The 22,235-nt window shown below is 35.3% G+C and carries 18 protein-coding genes and 1 tRNA gene; 16 read left to right on the top strand and 3 right to left on the bottom strand.

Annotation, left to right across the window (positions count from 1 at the left end; genetic code table 11):
• The first annotated feature begins 85 nt into the window (after window positions 1-85).
• The 10 genes from def to uvrC all read left to right on the top strand — a co-directional run bounded on the left by def (window position 86) and on the right by uvrC (window position 12,014).
• Window positions 86-625: a peptide deformylase gene (gene def / locus WHA_RS00430; protein WP_015588806.1), complete on the top strand. Its 540-nt coding sequence runs from the start codon at window positions 86-88 to the stop codon at window positions 623-625.
• Window positions 615-1,436 (top strand): uracil-DNA glycosylase, encoded by an 822-nt coding sequence (locus WHA_RS00425; protein WP_015588805.1) that lies wholly within the window; start codon window positions 615-617, stop codon window positions 1,434-1,436. The genes def and WHA_RS00425 overlap by 11 nt, the downstream gene beginning before the upstream one ends.
• 603 nt (window positions 1,437-2,039) lie before the next feature.
• Window positions 2,040-2,252: a hypothetical protein gene (locus WHA_RS00420; RefSeq protein WP_006279675.1), complete on the top strand. Its 213-nt coding sequence runs from the start codon at window positions 2,040-2,042 to the stop codon at window positions 2,250-2,252.
• Window positions 2,253-2,257: 5 nt separating this feature from the next.
• Window positions 2,258-4,306, top strand: coding sequence for an NADH-quinone oxidoreductase subunit NuoG (nuoG, locus tag WHA_RS00415; RefSeq protein ID WP_041573557.1), 2,049 nt, complete (start codon window positions 2,258-2,260; stop codon window positions 4,304-4,306).
• Complete coding sequence (nuoH, locus tag WHA_RS00410) at window positions 4,290-5,315, top strand: NADH-quinone oxidoreductase subunit NuoH (protein WP_015588803.1); 1,026 nt, start codon at window positions 4,290-4,292, stop codon at window positions 5,313-5,315. The genes nuoG and nuoH overlap by 17 nt, the downstream gene beginning before the upstream one ends.
• Window positions 5,308-6,303, top strand: a complete 996-nt coding sequence (hemB, locus tag WHA_RS00405) for a porphobilinogen synthase (RefSeq protein WP_015588802.1) — start codon at window positions 5,308-5,310, stop codon at window positions 6,301-6,303. The genes nuoH and hemB overlap by 8 nt, the downstream gene beginning before the upstream one ends.
• Window positions 6,304-6,449: 146 nt before the next feature.
• Window positions 6,450-7,208 (top strand): hypothetical protein, encoded by a 759-nt coding sequence (locus WHA_RS00400; RefSeq protein WP_015588801.1) that lies wholly within the window; start codon window positions 6,450-6,452, stop codon window positions 7,206-7,208.
• A gap of 44 nt (window positions 7,209-7,252) precedes the next feature.
• Window positions 7,253-8,092 (top strand): glycine--tRNA ligase subunit alpha, encoded by an 840-nt coding sequence (locus WHA_RS00395; protein ID WP_015588800.1) that lies wholly within the window; start codon window positions 7,253-7,255, stop codon window positions 8,090-8,092.
• 3 nt (window positions 8,093-8,095) lie between these two features.
• On the top strand, window positions 8,096-10,213 hold the full coding sequence (gene glyS, locus WHA_RS00390; RefSeq protein ID WP_015588799.1) for a glycine--tRNA ligase subunit beta: 2,118 nt from the start codon (window positions 8,096-8,098) through the stop codon (window positions 10,211-10,213).
• Entirely contained in the window at window positions 10,197-12,014 is a 1,818-nt protein-coding gene (gene uvrC, locus WHA_RS00385; protein ID WP_015588798.1) for an excinuclease ABC subunit UvrC, read from the top strand. Before glyS ends, uvrC begins: the two co-directional genes overlap by 17 nt.
• 94 nt (window positions 12,015-12,108) lie before the next feature.
• Here uvrC and WHA_RS00380 read toward each other — a convergent pair.
• Window positions 12,109-12,185, bottom strand: a tRNA-Arg gene (locus tag WHA_RS00380).
• Window positions 12,186-12,332: 147 nt separating this feature from the next.
• Here WHA_RS00380 and WHA_RS00375 point away from each other — a divergent pair.
• From WHA_RS00375 to WHA_RS06110, 6 genes are all read left to right on the top strand, one after another.
• A complete protein-coding gene (locus WHA_RS00375; protein ID WP_015588797.1) occupies window positions 12,333-13,106 on the top strand; it encodes an ABC transporter ATP-binding protein in 774 nt (257 codons plus the stop codon).
• Window positions 13,107-13,234: 128 nt separating this feature from the next.
• On the top strand, window positions 13,235-13,402 hold the full coding sequence (tatA, locus tag WHA_RS00370) for a twin-arginine translocase TatA (RefSeq protein WP_006013840.1): 168 nt from the start codon (window positions 13,235-13,237) through the stop codon (window positions 13,400-13,402).
• 166 nt (window positions 13,403-13,568) lie between these two features.
• Window positions 13,569-14,225, top strand: coding sequence for an exopolysaccharide biosynthesis protein (locus WHA_RS00365; RefSeq protein WP_010962397.1), 657 nt, complete (start codon window positions 13,569-13,571; stop codon window positions 14,223-14,225).
• Between the two features lie 90 nt (window positions 14,226-14,315).
• Window positions 14,316-14,972 (top strand): exopolysaccharide biosynthesis protein, encoded by a 657-nt coding sequence (locus WHA_RS00360; protein WP_015588796.1) that lies wholly within the window; start codon window positions 14,316-14,318, stop codon window positions 14,970-14,972.
• On the top strand, window positions 14,965-16,338 hold the full coding sequence (gene cysS, locus WHA_RS00355; protein WP_015588795.1) for a cysteine--tRNA ligase: 1,374 nt from the start codon (window positions 14,965-14,967) through the stop codon (window positions 16,336-16,338). The genes WHA_RS00360 and cysS overlap by 8 nt, the downstream gene beginning before the upstream one ends.
• Before the next feature lie 6 nt (window positions 16,339-16,344).
• Complete coding sequence (locus WHA_RS06110; RefSeq protein ID WP_015588794.1) at window positions 16,345-16,764, top strand: YqaA family protein; 420 nt, start codon at window positions 16,345-16,347, stop codon at window positions 16,762-16,764.
• Between the two features lie 32 nt (window positions 16,765-16,796).
• Here WHA_RS06110 and WHA_RS00350 read toward each other — a convergent pair whose 3' ends face one another.
• Both WHA_RS00350 and gatB read right to left on the bottom strand, forming a co-directional pair.
• Window positions 16,797-19,820 (bottom strand): ankyrin repeat domain-containing protein, encoded by a 3,024-nt coding sequence (locus WHA_RS00350; RefSeq protein ID WP_051062191.1) that lies wholly within the window; start codon window positions 19,818-19,820, stop codon window positions 16,797-16,799.
• Window positions 19,821-19,872: 52 nt separating this feature from the next.
• Window positions 19,873-21,294 carry an Asp-tRNA(Asn)/Glu-tRNA(Gln) amidotransferase subunit GatB gene (gene gatB / locus WHA_RS00345; protein ID WP_015588792.1) on the bottom strand — a complete coding sequence of 474 codons (1,422 nt, stop codon included), beginning with the start codon at window positions 21,292-21,294 and terminating at the stop codon, window positions 19,873-19,875.
• Between the last annotated feature and the right edge of the window lie 941 nt (window positions 21,295-22,235).

Below are 22,235 nucleotides of genomic sequence, written 5' to 3'. Positions count from 1 at the left end.
ATATTTCTATTATAGATATAGCAACATTTTAATATACACTAAATTCTGGACAAAAGGAAAAGTAAAACATAGAATGATGATTTTTATGTCCATATTACCAATTGTAATTGCCCCTGATGAAAGACTAATCACACGTGCCAGTGAAGTAACAGATATAAACGATAAAATTAAAGAATTAGTAAACGACATGTTCGAAACTATGTATGATGCAGAAGGTCTTGGCCTTGCTGCAGTGCAAGTTGGAGTGTTAAAGAGAATTTTTGTTATGGATATTCAGCTAGAAACAATTGAAAATGAGCCAGCAGGATATGGCTCAACTGGCAAATTTTACATGATTAATCCTGAGATTACAGAATTATCCGATGAACAAGTAATTCTCAAGGAAGGATGCCTTTCAATTCCAGAGCAAAGTCATGAAATTAAGCGTCCAAAGTATCTAACTGTGAAATATAAAGACTTAGATAATGAAGAACAAACACTAAAAGCTAGTGGTTGGCTTGCAAGGTGTATTCAGCATGAATTAGATCACTTAAACGGCATATTATATATTAGACATTTATCTAAATTAAAGTATGATATGGCGATGACAAAAGCACAAAAGATTAAAAAGCAATATGAGCAATAAAGACCTAGAATTATTAAAATTTTACCATGAAGTGGGCGTTGATTGCACACTAATGGAGGGTGAAGAGGAAAAAAAATTGGAGAGCAAAGAGAGTGTGCAACCCTCTGTTATCCAAACTGGGACCCAGAAGAAAGATGCAGATACGCGCTGGGGTGACACTAAAGATGGAAAAGACATGTTTCCAAGTGATTGGATAATTGAAGCAAGGAAACTTGCAGGTAAATGTGGTAGTGTGGATGAATTAAGAAGTGCAGTAAAGTCATTTGAAGGTTGTGAGATAAAAAAAACTGCAACTAATACTGTCTTTTCCGATGGTAATCCAAATGCAAAAATTATGCTCGTTGGTGAAGCTCCAGGAGCAAATGAAGACCTTCAAGGCATACCATTTTGTGGTGCAAGTGGAATGTTGCTCGATAAAATGTTAAATGCAATCAATCTTGATCGCACCAAAGTTTATATAAGCAATACCGTATTTTGGCGCCCACCTGGCAATAGAAAGCCAACCGACCTAGAGCTTGATATGTGCAGACCATTTGTCGAAAAACACGTTGCACTAGTTTCACCACAAATTTTAATTTTGGTCGGGGGAATCGCATGTTATAGCCTTCTTGACAGCACAAAAACTATATCGAATTTGCGTGGCAGATTTCATACGTACACTAACCAATATTTGTCCAATTCAATCACCACAGCCGCTATATTTCATCCAGCTTACCTACTTCGCCAACCGGCACAAAAACGTTTAGCCTGGGAGGACTTGAAGAAGATTAGGGAGTATCTTGATAACACCAATAACTGCACAAATACCTAATAAAGTGGTAGACCTCTTGCATAGTTTTTTGCAGCATGTTAACAATCGTTAGAAACGAAAAAACTTCCTTGACAAACTCCGCCAGCCCCCTTATCATGAAACTGAAGCTATTGTATTTGCTTTCGCCAATCTGCAGATTAAAAGGTAAGGATTACTTAATGTATCGGCGTCTTATGTTCAATTTTTTGCAGTATATAGATACTGTATGTCTTTACAAAACTTCATCTACATCTAGATTTTTATCTAAATAAGCTGAACGCGCTTATAAAGCGTTACAAGACATCAAAAAATGCCAATACTCGACAGAGATAGTAAAAGACTAGCTAACTCGGGGATTCTTTGTCTTTTTTTCTGCTTAGTAAATTTCTTAAACATTTGCAGCGTAAGTTAGTTGCAATTAAAAGCAGCTTAATCTTGCTTGTCAAGCGTTTAAAACATAAAAAACGCCAATATTTTAAAGCGGATAATAACCCCAGGGCTTCTTATTTAAACAATGATTGTAAAATGATTATAATAAGAGATCTATTGAAATTTTAAAGTTATTAAATATTGACGCTATATACTTAAGTGTTAAAATAGAATGAAAAGTTTTTAGGAGTTTATATGGCAGCAGGTGGGAAAGCAAAGACAGCTAGTAAAAATAACCCTACTCAGCGTAAGAAAGCTGAGCAAAAAATGTATAAAGATAAACCGGTAAAACCTGTTAGATATATAGATCGTGATTCGCGCATGAATTATATGTCTGCTCAATATGACAACGGCAATCTGGTTGAAGATGAGGTAAGCGGCAATCCTATAAAGTGGGAAGCTGTATAATAGTTGTGGTTAAAGTTACTATTAATTCTAAGGAATGTGAAGTAGAGCATGGGCTCACTATAATTCAAGCTTGTGAAGTCGTGGGCGTTGAAATTCCACGTTTTTGTTATCATGAGCGTTTAGCAATTGCTGGTAACTGCAGAATGTGTTTGGTTGAAGTGGAGGGTGGACCTCCAAAACCAGTAGCCTCTTGTGCAATGCCAGTTGCAGAAGGGATGGTTATTCACACTGATACCCCTAAGGTTAAAAAAGCACGTGAAGGTGTGCTTGAGTTTTTGCTAATTAACCACCCGCTTGATTGCCCAATTTGCGATCAGGGTGGTGAATGCGATTTGCAAGATATCACGATGGCTTATGGGAAAGGAGCCAGCAGACTTGATGAGCATAAGAGGGCTGTGCCAAAAAAACACTTCGGACCACTGATTGAGACTGCGATGAATCGATGCATTCATTGCACTCGGTGTGTTAGATTTTTGTCTGATGTTGCAGGTACAAATGAACTTGGAGGAATCGGAAGGGGAGAAAATGTAGAGATTAGCACTTACATAAAAAGGCATATTAGTTCTGAATTATCTGGAAATATCATAGATCTCTGCCCGGTAGGAGCTTTAACTTCAAAGCCTTACTCCTTTACAGCGCGTCCATGGGAGCTATCACATTGTGAGACTATAGATGTGCTAGATGCTGTGGGTAGCGCAATTAGAGTTGGTTATCGTGGCCCGGAGGTTATGAGGATATTACCAAGGCTGAGCGAAGAGGTAAATGAAGAATGGATATCAGATAAAACCCGCTTTGCCTATGATGGACTAAAAGTTCAGCGTCTTGATCGACCTTATATAAAAAAAGATGGTAAATTAGCCCCAGTTGATTGGAATGAGGCATTAACTGTTGCTGCAAAGAAATTAAAGAATACAAAATCAAATAAAATAGCTGCAATTGCAGGTGATTTAGCAGATTGTGAGTCTATGCTTCTACTTAAAGAAATGATGCAGAAGCTCGGCTCGGGAAATATAGATTGCAGGCAGGATGGTGCAAAACTTATACCAAATAATCGTGGATCGTATGTGTTCAATACCACTATTGAAGGTATAGAGAATGCGGATTTGTGTCTGCTTATAAATACAAACCCAAGGATAGAAGCACCGATCATTAACGTAAGATTGAGAAAGAGATATTTACAGGGCAACTTTCCTGTTGCAAGTGTTGGTCCTAACATTGAATATTTGTATCATGTTGAGAAATTGGGCGATAATCCTGATATTTTGAGTGAAATAGCAAATGGAAATCATAAGTTCTGTAAGCTGCTGAGTGCTGCTCAGAGCCCTATGCTGATTATCGGTCAAGATGCATTAGTAAGAGACGATTCTGAATCAGTTCTAGTTCTAGCTGGCAAAATTGCAGAAAAATTTAACATGGTCAGAGATGACTGGAATGGCTTTAATATGCTGCATAAAGCTGCAGCAAGAGTTGGTGGGCTAGATATTGGGTTTGTTCCTAAAAAAGGCGAAAGGGATATTAATCAAATATTGGAACATGCAGAAAGTGGTGAAATAGAAGTTGTTTATCTTCTTGGTGCAGATGAAATTGACACATCAAAGTTAGAAAACACATTTGTAATTTATCAAGGTCATCACGGTGATAAGGGTGCACATGTGGCAGATGTTATCTTGCCTGGTGCTGCATATACAGAAAAATATGCAACTTATGTAAACACTGAAGGTCGAGTGCAAAGAACAAATTTAGCTGTATTTCCTCCAGGTGAAGCAAAGGAGGACTGGTTAATTATTAAAAATCTCTCGCAATATTTGGATCTCTCCTTACCATATGATAGTTTATTTGACGTGAGAAAAAAATTAGATACTATCGGTCCACAGTTTAGAAATGCTGATCAAGTGATAAAAAACACATGGGTACCAATCAGCAATGGTAAAATAAATTTAAGTAATACACCTTTTACTTTAAAGGAGTGTAATTTTTATATGACGGATTCAATAAGTCGCGCTTCAAAAATAATGGCAGATTGTACTAAAGCTTTTTATGAACACGCTAGTTAATATTTTATTTATTTTAGTACCGCTACTACTTTCAGTTGCATATTTGACATACTTTGAGCGTAAGGTCCTTGCTGCAATTCAACTGAGGCACGGCCCGAGTGTAGTTGGACCTTTTGGGCTATTGCAGCCATTTGCAGATGCTATTAAGCTACTGATTAAAGAGCCGATAATACCATTTAGAGCGAGCACCATACTGTTCATTATGGCTCCAATGCTTACCTTTATCTTGGCATTAATTGCCTGGGCAGTTATACCGTTTGGTGCTGAAGTAATTGTAGAAAATGGCCAGCAAGTAGTTATTCCTAAGGTTATAGCAAATATTAATGTTGGAGTGCTTTACGTGCTAGCTATATCGTCGCTGGGAGTATACGGCGTAATTATTGCAGGCTGGTCAAGCAATTCTAATTATGCATTTCTTGGTGCTATACGGTCGGCTGCTCAGATGATTTCATATGAAGTTTCAATAGGCTTAATAGTTGCTGCAGTCGTTATTACCACTGGAACATTAAATCTTGGAGAGATGGTGGTAGCGAAACACAATATGCCATTTTGGGTTGATTTACTACTAATGCCTATAGGAATAATATTTTTTATTTCTTTGCTTGCAGAAACTAATCGTCACCCATTTGATTTACCAGAAGCTGAAGCAGAGCTAGTCTCTGGATATAACGTTGAATATTCATCCATGCCTTTTGCCCTCTTTTTTCTTGGAGAATATGCAAATATGATTCTAGCAAGTGCTATGATGACGATATTCTTTCTAGGAGGATGGTATCCTCCGTTAGAACTTGGTTTGCTTTATAAAATTCCAGGTTTAATTTGGTTCGTTTTGAAGATAATTATACTTTTATTCGTATTTATTTGGATTAGAGCAACAATACCTCGTTATCGATATGATCAGCTAATGCGCCTTGGTTGGAAAGTATTTCTACCAATATCGGTGCTTTGGGTAATACTCATTTCAGGGGTGTTGCTCTTTACTGGGAATTTGCCTGGATCCAATGTTTAATTTCCCAAATACAAGATTAAGACGCAGGCGCTCGAGCAAATGGGTTCGCAATTTAACAAGTGAAAATAGTTTATCAGTAAACGATCTGGTTCTTCCTCTGTTTGTTCATGACAGAGAAGAAACAACTGAACCAATTTCTGGCTTACCAGATGTAAAGTGTTATTCAATAGATGGATTAGTGTCTATAGTTAAGGAAGCTAAAGATTTAGGAATTAATGCTGTTGCAATTTTTCCTGTAGTTGATAGTAAACTAAAATCTGAAAACGCTGAGGAAGCATATAATTCTGACAACTTAATCTGCAGAGCAATTTGTGCTGTAAAATTAAAGGTACCTGAAATTGGTATTATTGCAGACATTGCATTGGATCCATACACTATTCACGGCCATGACGGCATTTTAAAAGATAATCAGATGGATGTAGAAAACGATGAAACCGTGTCGATATTATGTAAGCAAGCACTTGCTTTAGCAGCATCAGGATGTGATGTAGTTGCTCCTTCTGATATGATGGATGGTAGAATAGGAAGAATCAGAAAATCATTAGATGATAACAATTTTCAAGACGTATTAATATTATCTTATGCAGTAAAATACTGCTCTAGCTTCTATGCTCCATTCAGGCAAGTCGTTGGTTCATGTGGGCTATCACATTCTATAGACAAAAGTGGTTATCAAATGGATTATAAAAATGCGCGCGAAGCAATGTGCGAAATTGAAATGGATATAAATGAAGGTGCAGATTTTATTATGATTAAACCAGGTATGCCATATTTGGATATTATCAAAACAGCAAGTGATAAGTTTAATTTTCCGATTTTTGCTTACCAAGTAAGCGGTGAGTACGCAATGATAAAAGCTGCTGCAAATAATGGCTGGCTAGATTATGACAAGGTGATTTATGAATCTTTGATTGGTTTCAAACGTGCGGGTGCAAGTGCAATATTCACTTACGCTGCACTTGATATTGCAAAAAATTTAAGTGCATAAGCCCTATAAAATTATTAAATTTTTGGCGCACGTTCTTCTACTGTTGCTGCATATTACCTAAAATCTTCCAATACATGTTTTAAGCTATTGATAAGTCTATTACAATACAGTATTATAAATAATATAAACCAAGTGTTACTTAGAACATGGGGATTTTTTTTAAATTTTTGGGGAAGATGCTAGGCAAGGTTTTTCCTGCTAAAACAGTAAGCTCTCTTTTAGGAATAGGATATTTACCAAGTTGGCAGAACTATTGGTCTTCTTTTTTAATATTATTTATTGTCGATGTTATATTAATTCTTACATATGGAGGCGAATACTTACTATATAAAATGCCAGACTCAGGAATAGTCGTAGCTGCTGTTTTTACAAAATTGGCAATAGTTATGTTAGTAATGCAATTAATTGGAATATTTATTTTTCATGCTCAAGACCCTTCAGCAAACAGTGGTGAAGAAATAGTAATACAAATAGCGTCAGGGCAAGTACTGACTGTAGCACTTTCAATGCCGGCAATGATGTCGATTTATTATGCTGTAAGTAAACTCTATGGGAATACATGTAAGCAGATGTTTCAATGCCCATTTTGGTTTAATGATTTTATGCACTTTTTCTTTTTTCTTATGATACCTTACGTATTTTTTAATGTCGTAGAAGTGATAAAACCATGGCCAATAAGTTCAATACAGCTCAGCTATAATAATGCAATGTCAATTACATTTGAGGGGATTTTTCACACATTTTATGCGGTGATTTTACTGTATTTAACAGCATTTATATTCTGCGATTTAACTATGCATGATGCAATTGTCCTAAATAAAAGCATAATTCAGTATGTGAGGGAAAGTTCAGCAGTTTTAGGTGATTATTTACATGATACTGTTAAAAAAATAGGTATTGAATAGTACTTATTTATTTATATATTTAGTATAAAAAGTGTGAAATTTGTGTGAACTTACAAAGTATAATAAAAGAGTTACAAGATTTTTGGGCTAGTGAAGGATGTGTTATACTTCACTCATACACATCTGAAGTTGGTGCTGGCACATTACATCCTGCAACAATTATGTCTGCAATTGATACAAAACCGGCAAAAATTGCATATCTACAACCAGTAATTAGGCCAGCAGATGGGCGCTATAGTGATAATCCTAATCGTTTGTATCAACATTACCAATATCAAGTTATAATAAAGCCATCTGGTAATAATTTACAAGACGTCTATTTAGATAGCTTAAAAGTTCTTGGCATATCTACAGAAAAATATGATATTAAGTTTGTTGAAGATGATTGGGAAAACCCAAGTGTTGGTGCATCAGGACTTGGATGGGAAGTTACATGCAATGGAATGGAAGTAACACAGCTTACTTATATACAGCAAGTTGGAGGGATTGACTGCAAGATGATTCCTGGTGAGGTGGCATATGGGTTGGAACGTTTAGCAATGTGCATACAAGGTGTAGATAATGTTTACGATATAATTTGGAACGATAACGGTGTAACTTACGGAAATATTTTTAAACAAAGAGAATATGAATTTTCTTATCTAGCATTAGATTATTATGATACTAAAGTGGTACAGCAGCAATTCGAAGATACGGAAAAATTGTGCAAGTTCCTTATTGAAAAGGAGCTACCAATGGCAGCTTATGACCAATGTATTAAAACTAGTCACCTACTTAATCTGCTTGATGCAAGAGGTGTGCTTGGTGTGAATGAACGTACAGCTTATATTGGTAGAGTTAGAGAGCTGACAAAAAAATGTTGTGAATTGTACATGAGTAAATAGCGTATGTCGTTGCAGTTGTTATTTGAGTGCCTTTCAGAAGAAATACCACCGAGAATGCAGAATGTAGCTGTAACTCAAGTTAAGAGCTGTATTGCCAATGTTTTTAACAAAAATAATGTAAAATTTACATCAATGGAGGTTTTTGTAACAGCACGTCGCATTACCCTATTTGTCGACAACATAAATGCTTTGGAGCTAAAGGATTCCAATAACGAAGTTAAGGGACCAAACATTAACGCACCAAAAAGTGCTATCGAAGGTTTTTTAAGAAAATATCAGAAAAATGAAGAAGATTTGCTCGTTCGAAAAGTAAATAATGAGGATTTTTACTTCATTAAAAGAGAAAGCTGCTCATTTAACATTCAAGAGTTTCTTAAAAATCAACTAGGAGAAATATTAAAAAATTTCTCTTGGCCAAAAAGTATGAGATGGGGCAAAGGAAAAGAAAGGTGGGTTAGGCCAATTAAAAACATTTTATGCATTTTAAATGACGAAATAATACCTGTGTCTTTTGCAGGGATCACAGCATCTAACACAACATATGGCCATCGATTTCTCTCAAGTGGTACAGCGTTAACTGTTAAAGCACCTAAAGACTATTTTGAATTGCTAGAAAAAAACAGTGTAATTCTCCAAATGGACAAAAGAAAGCAATTTATACTAGATCAGATTAATAAATTCACAAAAGAGCAGAATTTACAACTTGAGAAAAATGATTATTTACTAAATGAATTGACAGGGCTTATAGAGTGGCCAATCGTGCTGTTTGGTGAAGTAAATCAAGAAAAGTCATTTGGATTACCGAAGGAAGTAATACTTAGTATAGTTAATACACAACAAAAATACCTTGCTTTAAGTAATGGAAAGAGAATTTCACACTTTGTCACTGTTGTCAACGTCAACAATGGTGAAGTTGTTAAAGGGCACGAAAGAATATTAGAAGCACGTCTTGCTGATGCCCAATTTTTAATATCTCAAGATAAAAAGGAAAATCTAGATTATTATGTCAAAAAATTAGGTTCGATATTATTTCATGCTTCTCTTGGCAGCGTTGGAGAAAAGGTAAAGCGTATTACGGCTCTGTCAAAGTATATAGCTATATTTATTCCACATGCTTCGCTGATAAAAGTTGAACGCGCTGCATATTTGGCAAAAGCTGATTTGGCAACATCGATAGTAAGAGAGTTTCCAGAATTACAAGGAGTAATGGGTGGATATTATGCTTCTTATTTTCAAGAAGATAAAGAAATAGTGGAAGCTATAACTGAACACTATAAGCCAATCAGATCGGAGCAAGAATGCCCTAAATCCCCTTCAGCAATTGCTGTGTCAATTGCAGACAAAGTGGATAGCTTAGTTGGTTTAATTGCAGCAGGTGAAAAAATCTCTGGTTCGTATGATCAATTTAGTTTGCGGAGAATGACAATTGGTATAATTAGGACAATACTTGAAAATAATTTGCATGTTCCAATTAGGCTATTGATAGACAAGTCAGTATCTTTATATTCAAAACTTCTATTTAATAAAAATACAACGTCAGCTGATAAGCCAAATAGAAAACAAATTTCAGAATTAGTATTTAAATTCTGCTTAGAAAGATTCAAGGTTATTTTAAAAAATAGAGATATAAGACAAGATGTCGTAGATTCAATACTATATAAAATCGATATTAATGATCTGCTGACAGCAGAAAAGCAAACTGTTATATTGGATCGTTATCTTAGTACGCCAGAAGGTGAACAGATTCTAAGCACTTACAAAAGAGTCAGTAACATGATGAGCAAAGTAAGAAAAAGTGATGGCACTACTTATAGTGCATCTTACGGTAAGAGGTTTTTGATTGAAAGTGAAGAAATTGCGCTATCAAATTGTGCTATAACTGCTTGTAAAAACATAAAACAAGCGATAAAAAATAACCACTTTAATGTAGCACTTGATGAACTTGCTGGTTTTGCTCCGTTTATCAATCAGTTTATGGACAGTGTAAAGATTAACTGTGATTCTGATAAACTGAGGAGAAACAGATTATCTTTGCTTGAAAATGTAGTTTCCATCTTTCATTTAGTAGCAGATTTTAACCTCATACAGGTTAAGCAATGGATAAATGCTCAGGCAATATAAAGAACAAATCAAATCATCTCCACAGTCCTGTGGCGTGTATAAGATGGTTGGAGATAAGAATAAAGTTTTATATGTTGGAAAAGCAAAAAACTTAAAGTCGAGATTATCCGACTACCTTCAATTCGAAAACCTTTCTGAACGAATTAGAGTTATGCTCTTACAGGTTATTAAGGTTGAAATATTCATCACTGAGAATGAAATCGAAGCACTGCTTCTTGAAGCACAGCTAATAAAATCATTGAAACCACTTTATAATATTGTGCTCAAGGATGGAAAATTTTATCCTTATATAACAATTTCCAAGCACGATTATCCAAGAATAGCAAAATATAGAGGCAAATTTAAGAAAAATGAGTTTCATTATTATGGTCCCTTTACATCTGCCGCTGCTGTTAAGCAAACTATATTGTCATTGCAAAAAGCTTTTCTCCTAAGAGTATGTTCAGATCAATACTTTTCCTCAACAAAAAGACCATGTATTGAATATCAAATTAAGCGCTGCTCAGCACCATGCATAAACAAAATCACAAAAGACGACTACTGCCAATCAGTAAAACAGGCACGAAATACATTGCTTGGAAGAAATAAGGAAGTGAAAGAACAGTTACTTTTCACAATGAGAAAGTGCAGCAGTGAAGAAAACTATGAGCTTGCTGCTATATATAGAGATCGGGTAAAGTTTCTTGAGCAAATTCAAATACAGCACACGGATTTTTCTTTTGAAAAAGATGCAGATTTCTTCAGTATTGTACGTGAAGAGGATCTAGCATGTATTAGTGTGTTATCGTTCAGAAATAAAGACAACTACGGCAGCACTCCTTACTTTGCCGAGAACTGTGGTGATCACTCAAATGATGAAATTTTATCCACCTTTTTGGTCAATTTTTATAATTCAGCTAACATACCTCCAATACAAATTTACGTTCCAGATTCTATTGTGGATAAGGAAATTATAGAACAAGCACTATATAAGGTTGCTCAAAAGCCAGTAAAAGTTCTGCATGCAAAGAATAAAAAAGAGCGTGATTTATTGAAATTTGTTTATGATAACTCTCAGCATAGCTTAGAGCAGAAGCTTATCGATTATAGAAATAACCTAGAAAAGCTTGAGGAGCTTAGCAAAATCTTCTTGTTACCAAATATTCCAAAGCGTATTGAGGTTTATGACAATAGCCATATATTTGGAAACCAACAAATTGGTGTAATGGTTGTTGCAGGGCAGGAGGGTTTTTTAAAAAGTGAGTACAGAAAATTTACTATAAAGGAAAAATTTTCAGGCGATGACTATAAAATGATGAGGGAAGTGCTAACCAGACGTTTCTCCGGCAATATAAAAGGCATAATACCTGATTTTTTACTGATTGATGGTGGACCAGGACATGTTTCCATAGTACAGAATGTACTGGAAGTATTGAATATAAACGTTCCTTTTGCTTGTATGGCAAAAGGTCCTGATCGTAACGCAGGAAATGAAAGATTTTATATGCTGGGCAGGGAAGAATTCATTCTGGCAAATGACAGCAAAGTCATGCTTTACTTACAATCGCTGCGTAATGAAGCCCACCGTTTTGCGATAACTTCACATAGAAAAAAACGCGATAAACAGTTTATAGTTTCACAATTAAGCAAAATACCCGGCATTGGCAACAAAAGAAAAAAAGCGTTGATGTCTTATTTTGGTTCAGTGAAAAATATAAGCAAAGCTTCTCTGGCTGAAATTCAAAACGTACCTGGAATTAGTAAAGGTTTAGCAGAAGTCATTCTTAAACACGTAAATTATAAGAGAGGAGTACTGGAATGACACAAAACCCGTTTTATTATTAGGGAATTTATATCTTAAAACCGCAAAAAAAGGTGTGCGTATTTGTGAAAAAAAATCTCCATGAAATTTAATGTGGTGGGACTAGTGCGATTCGAACGCACGACCTTCAGATTAGGAGTCCAACGCTCTATCCTGCTGAGCTATAGTCCCGTGTTTCCTACCATTCATGTAAAGTTATAGCAAAAAATCCTTTCTTTTCTAGATTTCTTGCATAACCAATTTATGACGACAAAAAACATTTCTGTACTTCTTGAGTATAATGCTATTATATTTAATAACATGGTTTAAGTAAGATTAATGCTAGTTAACAATATTGGTTATTTCTATAACAATCAAAACGACTTTGCTTTAAGCAATATAAACATTAAAGTAAAGAAAGGAAATGTTGCATGTTTATTGGGGCATTCTGGCTGTGGCAAGTCAACAATTTTGAAATTAATTGCGGGGATAGAAAATCCAAAATCTGGAACTATTTTTATAAATGATAGGTTAGTTGCAAGTAATAAGGCATCAGTCGCTATAGAGCATAGAAATATCGGATTGATTTTTCAGCATTCTGCATTATTTCCTCACAAAACAGTAGTAGAAAATATAACCTTTGCTATCCGCAGCTCTTCCAAGAGAGAAAAGCACCTAATTGCATTGGAAATTTTGAAGTTACTCAATATAGAAAAATACGAAAATATGTACCCTAACGCCTTATCTGGAGGACAGCAACAATTAGTTGCAATAGCAAGAGTGATGGCACAAAACCCTGATGTTGTGTTGTTAGATGAACCATTTTCTAATTTAGATATACTGCTCAAGTGCCTAATAAGACAACATATATTGTCCCTTTTTAGAAGTAAAAATATCCCTGTGCTAATGGTAACTCATGACCCGCAAGAAGCATTGAAAGTTGCAGATTTTATCTACGTAATGAAAAATGGTAAAATTATTCAATCAGGAGTTTCTAGCGATATATACCATAGGCCTCAAGATGATACGCTAGCAAAGTTTTTTAGTGAGCTCTCTTCTACTCTACAGTTAAGCGAAAAGTTTCCACTTATTCGCTGCAAGAAAATAATCTAGTCTGGAATTGTTATAAAATAATTAAAAAACCTTGATTTATAATTAAATAAAGGTGATATAATCTATGTGTTACTTGACTTCAGTCAAGTTTTAATATTTAAAGGTCAATATTTTAAATGGAGGTGAAAATGAGTTTAGGACCATGGCAATTGTTTCTAGTCTTAATAATAATTTTAGTTCTGTTTGGTGCAGGCAGATTACCGCAAGTTATGGGTGATTTAGGAAAAGGCATCAAAAACCTTAAACAGGAGCTTAAGGACTCAGAAAAATTATCGTCTAACGAACCAGATCGTTAGCGTCCTCATACTTCGTGACATGCACCTTAGTGCATGTCATCTGTTTAAAAACTTAGTCAGGTTAAAGAATGAAAGAGATGAAGTATTGGTATGAAATAAATAACAAATATTGAAATACAGCAACAACTATGTTAGCTTAGGAGGAATATTTTATTAAAAGATAATTGTGCAAAAAAGTGAGAAACTAACTAAAGATAAAAAACTAGCTTCTGATATTCTAAAAGAGGTTGCAGATACCAATAACAATGATAGCAATAAAGTAACTTTGTTTGACATTAAAACAGCTTTGCATGAGCGCGGTTTTGGTATTTTAATAATCATCTTCTCCTTGCCGCTATCGGTGCCTATACCGGTTCCACCTGGTTATACAACTATTCTTTCTATACCTTTAATCTTATTCTCACTGCAGCTTCTATTTGGATTTGATTCTCCTTGGATGCCCAGTTGGCTAGAAAGAAGATCTTTTCAGCGTTCAACACTAGCTCTTGTGGTAGAGAAAACTTCCCCTGTATTAGAAAAAATAGAAAAATTCATGAAGCCAAGACTGTCTTTCATTTTCTATGGGCCTGGTGAGAAGATTCTGGCTTTTATGATGTTGCTTTGTGCAATAATAATAGCTCTTCCATTACCTTTTACTCACTTCCTTCCTGCAATTGGCACAACTCTTATTTCACTTAGCATTATGAGTAAAGACGGGTTTCTATCCATATTGGGAGTTTTAGTATCGTTGTGCGCGTTGTTGCTTACTCTTGTTGTAATAGTCAAAGGACCACAACTTATAACCGGAGCACTTTCTCTTCTTAAAAGCTTTACAACACTTTAACAAAAGAACGAATTACTAGCGCAAAATGAATAATGCATATTGAAATAAAACAATAATTGTGTTAAGAATTATTTTTATCAAAGGTTTTTCGTGTCAAAAAATGATAAGTTGACTAAAAGTGATAAATTAGCTTCTGATATTCTAAAAGAAGTTGCAGATACCAATAACAATGATAGCGATAAAGTAACTTTGTTTGACATTAAAACAGCTTTGCATGAGCGTGGTTTTGGTATTTTAATAATCATCTTCTCCTTGCCGCTATCGGTGCCTATACCGGTTCCACCTGGTTATACAACTATTCTTTCTATACCTTTAATCTTATTCTCACTGCAGCTTCTATTTGGATTTGATTCTCCTTGGATGCCGCATTGGTTGGAAAGAAGGTCTTTTCAGCGTTCAACACTAGCTTTTGTGGTAGAGAAAACTTCTCCAGCATTAAAAAAAATAGAAAAGTTCATGAGACCAAGAATGTCTTTTATTTTCTATGGGCCCGGTGAAAAAATTTTAGCTTTTATAATGCTGCTTTGTGCGTTATCAATAGCTCTTCCACTACCTCTTACTAACTTCATTCCTGCAATTGGTACGACTCTTATTTCGCTTGGTATCATGAGTAAAGATGGGTTTCTATCCATATTGGGAGTTCTAATATCATTGTGTGGGTTATTGCTTACTCTTGTTGTAGTAGTCAAAGGGCCACAACTTATCATTGGGGCATTTTCTTTTCTCAAAAGCTTCGTATATGGTTAGGCTTTACAACACCTTAACAAAAAAAAAGGAGCTTTTTACACCTATCGATAAAGATCATGTGAAAATGTATGTTTGCGGACCAACAGTATATGACACAGCACATATAGGCAATGCACGGTCTGTTGTTGTGTATGATGTGTTATTTCAGCTACTTAAGTTTTGTTATGGCAAAGTTACCTATGTGCGTAACATAACCGACATTGATGATAAGATAATTAATGCAGCAAGTGAAAAAAATAGCAACATAGAAAGTATAACCACATATTACATTAAAGCTTTTCATGATGATATGGAAAGCATAAATTGTAAAAAACCAACATACGAACCAAAAGCAACGGAAAACGTAGATTACATTATAAAATTAATTGAACATTTGCTGCAATCAGGCCACGCTTATGAATCTGACAAACATGTGTATTTTAATATAGAATCTTACCATGAATATGGTGCTTTATCAGGAAAAAAAACTGATGAATTGGTTCCAGGTAGCAGAGTTGAAGTTAATGAAAATAAAAAGCACCCTGGAGATTTTGTGCTGTGGAAGCCTGCAAATGATATTGACTACAAACTTTCAAGTTATTGGAATAGCCCATGGGGAGAGGGCAGACCTGGATGGCATATAGAATGCTCAGCAATGTCATATGCTTACCTTGGCAAAGATTTTGATATTCATGGTGGCGGCATAGATTTACAATTTCCTCACCATGAAAATGAAATTGCACAGAGTAAGTCTGCATTTGCTGGATCAATGTTTGCAAAATACTGGATACATAACGGCTTTCTTACAGTAAATGAAGAGAAAATGAGCAAGTCCTTATTTAATATAGTCAAAGTAAGAGATTTGCTAGATAGTGGAATAAAGGGTGAAGTAATACGCTATGCACTGCTCAAAACTCACTGCAGAAAACCACTTGATTGGACAGAAAACGTTATTTCTGATGCACAGGAAACCTTAAATAAATTTTATCGGTTATTACGTGGTTTAGATACAATAAGTATTGATGAAAGTAACGCAGAGATTTCTAAAGATTTTATAGACGCTTTAAAAAACGACTTAAACATTCCTGAAGCTCTAGCTATATTACATGAAATGGCTGCAAAAATTAACAAAATGAGTAATGAAAGTGAAAAGCTTAAATTAACTGAGAGTTTTGTTAAGAGCGCCAGATTTATTGGTCTTCTTGAGTCAAGTTATCAAGAGTGGTTTACTGCTGGTGTGAGTCATCAAGAAATAGAAAGATTGATAGATTTAAGAAGAGCAGCAAAACAAAATAAAGATTATAATACTGCAGACAAAATAAGGGACCAGTTGAAACAAATGGGGATTACAATTTCTGACAATGAAGATGGTACAACAACCTGGTAAACTCATATGGAAAACTACTTCCTGTTATTCACAGATAGTCTAGTATCGTCGTTAGTTTTACCCATACATCAAGGTTTTGTGTTCAATACCATGCTTTATTTCAGGTCGTATTACACTCCACTACTTATGTTATTTTTTGGAGTACTAGGATCAAGCCTTGGTGGAATAGTTAACTGGTATTTAGGTAGAATAACAATCTCTATACGAAAATCATACCGCAAACTAGAGAACGAGCATAAAACACCAAAAATCGTAAAAAATCTACTGATTTGTGCAGTTACATTACTTTCATGGGTGCCGGCACTTGGAAGTGTGATTCAAATTTTATCAGGTTATTTTAAGTTAAACCTTTATATCCTTGCCCCTTTAATCATTCTATCTAATTTCCTCTATTTGTTATATCTAATACTTACTTTTGGCGTATAACAGCTATAGTACTACAGCCATTAAAGCCCAAGTCATAGGATGGATGCACCATGAGCTAAAAGTAACTCCACAAGGTCCCTATGATTGAAATCAGTGGCATAATGTAATGCTGTTCTTCCTTCATTATTTTTAGCGTTAACATCGGCGTTGTGTTTTAGTAGTACTTTTGCTACATCAATCTTTCCATTCATAGCAGCGAGGTGTAGTGGTGTGTTGCCGTCTTTATCCTTAGCGTTAACATCAGCACCTTTTTGAATGAAGTATTCTGTTGTTCCCAACATTTCATTCAAATCATCCCCCCATAATAGACGGTTATTCTTGGCAATCAAGTGCAATGGTGTCCAGCCACGTTTGTCTTTAGCATCAACATCACTACCATCTTCAACAAGACATCTTACTACCTTCAAGTTCGCGTATAAAACTGCCCAGTGTAACGACGTTAGATCATCATTATCTTTAGCATTAACGTCAGCACCTTGCTCTATAAAATATCTTACCATATCAATCTTTCCTCTGATAGCAGCCCAATGCAATGGAGTACCGCCATATCCGTCTTTGATATCAATATCAATTCCTTTACCAATTAGGTACCTCACCGCATCCAGTTTCGCAAACCTAATAGCCTCATGTAACATAGTTTTGCCATTGCTGTACCTAGCACTAACATCAATACCTTTTTCTTTTATAAGGTATTCTGCTATATAAAAATTTTCATTCTCAACAGCCCAGTATAACGCAGTCCAGCCATAACTATCTTCAATATCAACACTAGCGCCTTTATTTACAAGATATTTTACCATGTCTAACTCTCCACTCTTAGCAGCCCAGTATAATGGCGTTTGGTAAAAACAGTCCCTAACATCAATACTAGCACCTTTATTGATCAGGTATTTTACTATGTCCAATTTCCCATTTCCAGCAGCTAAATGCAATGGAGCAATATCACACCCATCTTTAGCATTAACAATCTCACTAAGCTTATCTTGATGTTTTTTCTTTATATATGCTAATAAGTTTTTAATCGCTTTATAATCATCATTTTCAACAAGCAAATGTAAATTAGTATCTTTGTAAAAGTCATCAATCAACCTACCGTGTTTACTTGCATATCCCCAAATAGATGCAACATGAATTTTACTATCTTTCGCTAAATCACCACTGTTTATCAATTCTAGAGCCTTTCTGAGGGTTTTCTCTTCTTGTCGGTTCTCTTGTAATTTTAATCTTGTTACTTCCTGTACTAACCTATGGACATTTAATACACTTTGGTTTTGTTCACCGCCCACCATGGAATATCTCACAAGTAAACGGATGGCTAGCTTTAACTGCTTTTTCTTATAATCACTTACCGAATTTAAGAATATTTCTCTAGCGATTTTATCAGGTGCAAAATAAGCCAAAACATCTAAAATCTCTGAAGCTAATGGTCCATATTGTTCATCACTTCTTACTTTATCCATCGTAACTTCCCAAGCTGTAAAAGTTGTTTTAGTATAGTTATTATCAATTCCTTGAAATATTTTAGACTTAAGCAACTTCTTAGCTTTCTTTTCATACTCTTTTAGGTAATCACTAATTTTAAACTTCTCTATTATTCTCTGATCTTCGATATATGATATTGCTTGTTGTATAGCTAAAGGAAAGCATTGCAACCTTCTTACCAAATTTTCTATCTCCCGATCTTGCGATTTATCTTTTTTTAGTATATTAAATCCTTTTTTAACAAACTCTATAGCGTCTCTTTGTTCCAATTCTCCTAGCTTTATAACGTCTATTCCCTTTTCCAGTTCCTGATCATGCGAGGTAATCAAAATATGAGGCTTGTTAAGATCAGGAGATAAAGAAAATGGCAAAAATTTACTTATCTTTTTGTACTCTTGAACGTTATCGAAAATGAACAGGCTCCTCCTTCTTGCGAAGAAAGCATATACTTCTCTAACAATAGTTTCTATCGTTTTGTCGTTTCCATACTTATCTTTGGGAGAAATACCTAATCTATTTCTAGCTAACCTTAAGAAAGAATCTTTCATAGCTTCAAAGTTTTCAGCGTCTATCCATATAACATTGTCGTCATAATATCTTCTATATTTACAAGCATATTTTCTAGCTAACTGGCTTTTTCCCATCCCCCCAGGACCACTAATAGACGTTATGTATGAAATTACAGCACCTTTGGGATTGCGTTGTAGCGAATCATGTAGCATTCCCAAATCCTCATCTCTTCCTGTAAATAGTCTGACTGGACCTCTTACATCAAACCAAACCGCTCCTAAAATTTCCTCTCTTATTTCTTCAAGAAGAGCTTTTGCTTTCTCATATGATAGAAACTCCTCTTCTTCTTTCTCCAGCAAAATCAGCACTTCTTCCTGGTAACGGCTGTAAAAGTGCTTTGCATCAGTATTGCTGAATTCCTTGCCCAATTCACTCTTAATAATTTCACTAAGTTCAGTTCCGCTTGGCAAATTGACTGCAAATACTAATTTATTTAAAAAGTCTTCTATTTCTTTATTGCTGACTTCTCTACCTACCTCACGCTTTACAAAATCCTTATTTTCCTGCAAATATGAGATAATACTATTATCAAATTTATATCTTACACCATCACCTACATCCAGAAACTCATCTTGTGTGTCTATTCTTATGACTGAAATTTCCTTTCCTTTATTCTTCCCACTCGGCATCATTCTCAGCTTTCTTACTGGATGCGATGTCGAATCCGCGGAATCAAAATCATCATTTGTAATAATGACAAAATCCTCTATTTCACCCTCAAACTCTCCACTACTTTTGATCTTTAAATAAGCAATGAGATATTTTATTAAGCCAAACGCACCATCCTTTCCCGGTGTTAATAAGTCACCTATGCTGATCTTTTTGTGCCTACCCTGCCTGTGCTTGACTTGTATGAATCTATGTACTATTTTCCCATCTTGTTCATACCGAAGAACAATATCATCAAAATCCTTAGCTGATTTTTTCTCTGTGAATAGGCGGAAAGAATACTCTCTATCTACTGCATGTTTAGGAAACAGCATTAGCCATCTCGCTTGATACATAATACCATGAAAGGTGCGCTTAACCGCCAAGCAGGATAATCTTACAGGCACCTCACTCTAATCTCTCACTCAAAATTGAATTCACAACATCAGGGCTGGCTTTTCCCTTGGTGAATTTCATGACTTCACCAACAAAGAAACCATATAATTTTGTTTTACCGCTTTTGTATTCTTGAACTTTATCTTGGTTGCTATTGATGATTGTGTCGATGACTTCTGATATTTGACCTCTATCGGTTATTTGCTTTAGGTCCTGCTCTTCTATGATGAGAGATGCAGGTTTGCCAGTTTCAAACATAATATCAAAAACTTGTTTACCAAGTTTAGCAGAGATTGTTCCATCAACGATAAAATCTAAGAGTTCGGACAAAGCATTTGCTTTGATTGGGGAGCTCACAATATCAATATTTGCTTTATTTAAACGACCGAAAAGCTCTACAGTTAACCAGGTGACCGCGAGCTTTGAATCATGTTTTTTTATCAATTCCTCAAAGTAATCAGCAATCGCCTTATCGGAAGTAATGACGTTTGCATCGTATTCGTTGATACCTAATTTTTCAATGTATCGCTGCTTTTTCTGCTCTGGCAACTCAGGTAAAGATGATTTAATAGAATCGATTTTATCCTGGCTTACCTCAACAGGTAATAAATCAGGCTCAGGGAAGTATCTATAGTCGCTTGCATCTTCTTTGTTTCGCATCACTTTTGTTTTTCCCAAAGCGACATCAAACAATAAGGTATCTTGACTTATTTCTTCTCCACTTTCTAAAATTTCAATTTGTCTTTGTATTTCATAGTCTATAGCTTGCACAATATAACGTATCGAGTTCAGATTTTTTATTTCACAACGAGTGCCAAATGTACTACTGCCTTTTAGGCGAACAGAAACATTTGCATCACAACGAAGTGATCCCTTTTCCATATCACCATCACACGAACCAATGTAACGCAAAATCTGCCTCAATCTTTTCATGCATTCTGCAGCTTCTGCAGATGAACGGAGATCTGGTTCTGAAACAATTTCCATTAAAGCAACCCCTGCACGATTTAAATCTACATAAGTTCTGCTTTCCTCATGAACGCTCTTTCCTGCATCTTGCTCTAAATGAATTCTCGCAATTCTTATTTCTTTTTCATTGTCGTTGATAAATACTCTACCGTTTTTAACTATTGGCTCAAAAAACTGAGTTATCTGGTAACCTTGTGGTAAATCAGGATAAAAATAATTTTTCCGATCAAAGTAAGAATACTTATTAATTTCTGCAGAAAGTGCAAGACCAGTGCGTATTGCTTGCTCTATGCAGTAATAATTTAGTATTGGCAGCGTACCTGGCATTGCCGCATCAACTAGAGAAACTTGAGTGTTATGCTCAGCACCAAATTCCGTTGATGAGCTAGAAAATAGCTTCGTATTAGAAGAAACTTGAGCGTGTACCTCAAGCCCAATTACCGCTTCCCAATCCTCTTTCGTCATGTATTTTATTTAAATGATAATCTTAATATTCTGCAAAATTAGCACAAAAAGTCAAAACAAAACTCATGTTAGCTAAGTGGTATGCAGATTGTTTTACCCATAGAAACGGGTTAAATGCAAAAGATTACTTGACAAGCTTCGCCAGCCCTCTTATCATAAAATTGAAGCTATTTATTTATCTTCTCTGTACAGATTAAATGACAAAAAAACTCACGTATCTGGCGTCTCATGTTTAATTTTTTGCACTATGTGCACCTTATGTCTTTATAAAACTTCTACCTACATAAGCTGAAACGCGCTTATAAAGCGTTTAAAACATAAAAAAACGCCAACTTAAAAAATGGATAGTGAATAACTAGCTACCCTAGGGTTTCTTTTGCCTTTTTTTCTGTTTAGTAAATTTCTTAATGTTTGTAGCTAAACGATAACCGTCATCCCGCTACTTGTTAGCGGCCGAGATACCGCGAATGAATTGCGGTATGACGTAGGATTGCTGTCATTCCAGTGCCTTGACTATGATGGCTTTGTTGCATCGCTAGCTATGATGGATTAAAGATAAAAAAGGTGGAGAATATCAGTAGCTTATTATTCTGGTATTTATAACAAGAACGGTCAGTGAATACCTAAATTTGAGTAAAAGAAATTTCACTACCACTCACTAATCCGGCTAAAATTCAAGAATTTCAATGCTTTAGCTATTTTCAATAGAATTAAATTTATTAATATAAATAATAAATTACTATTCTTAAATTTGATCAGATTGATTGCAAAAAACAAGATTTTCAATAGGTTGCTTATAATCCTAATTATAGTTAGCCTTTCATAAGTAGCGATGCAACAAAGCCATCCCAGTGTCAGCTACTTGGATGACACCATTCTTTTTCCTGGATTCCAGTGTCTGGGCACTGGAATGACATCCTCCCTTGTGGAGATTGCTCTCA

The sequence above is a fragment of the Wolbachia endosymbiont of Drosophila simulans wHa genome, assembly GCF_000376605.1.
GTDB lineage: Bacteria > Pseudomonadota > Alphaproteobacteria > Rickettsiales > Anaplasmataceae > Wolbachia > Wolbachia pipientis.
This window is presented reverse-complemented; position numbering and strand designations above follow the sequence as displayed.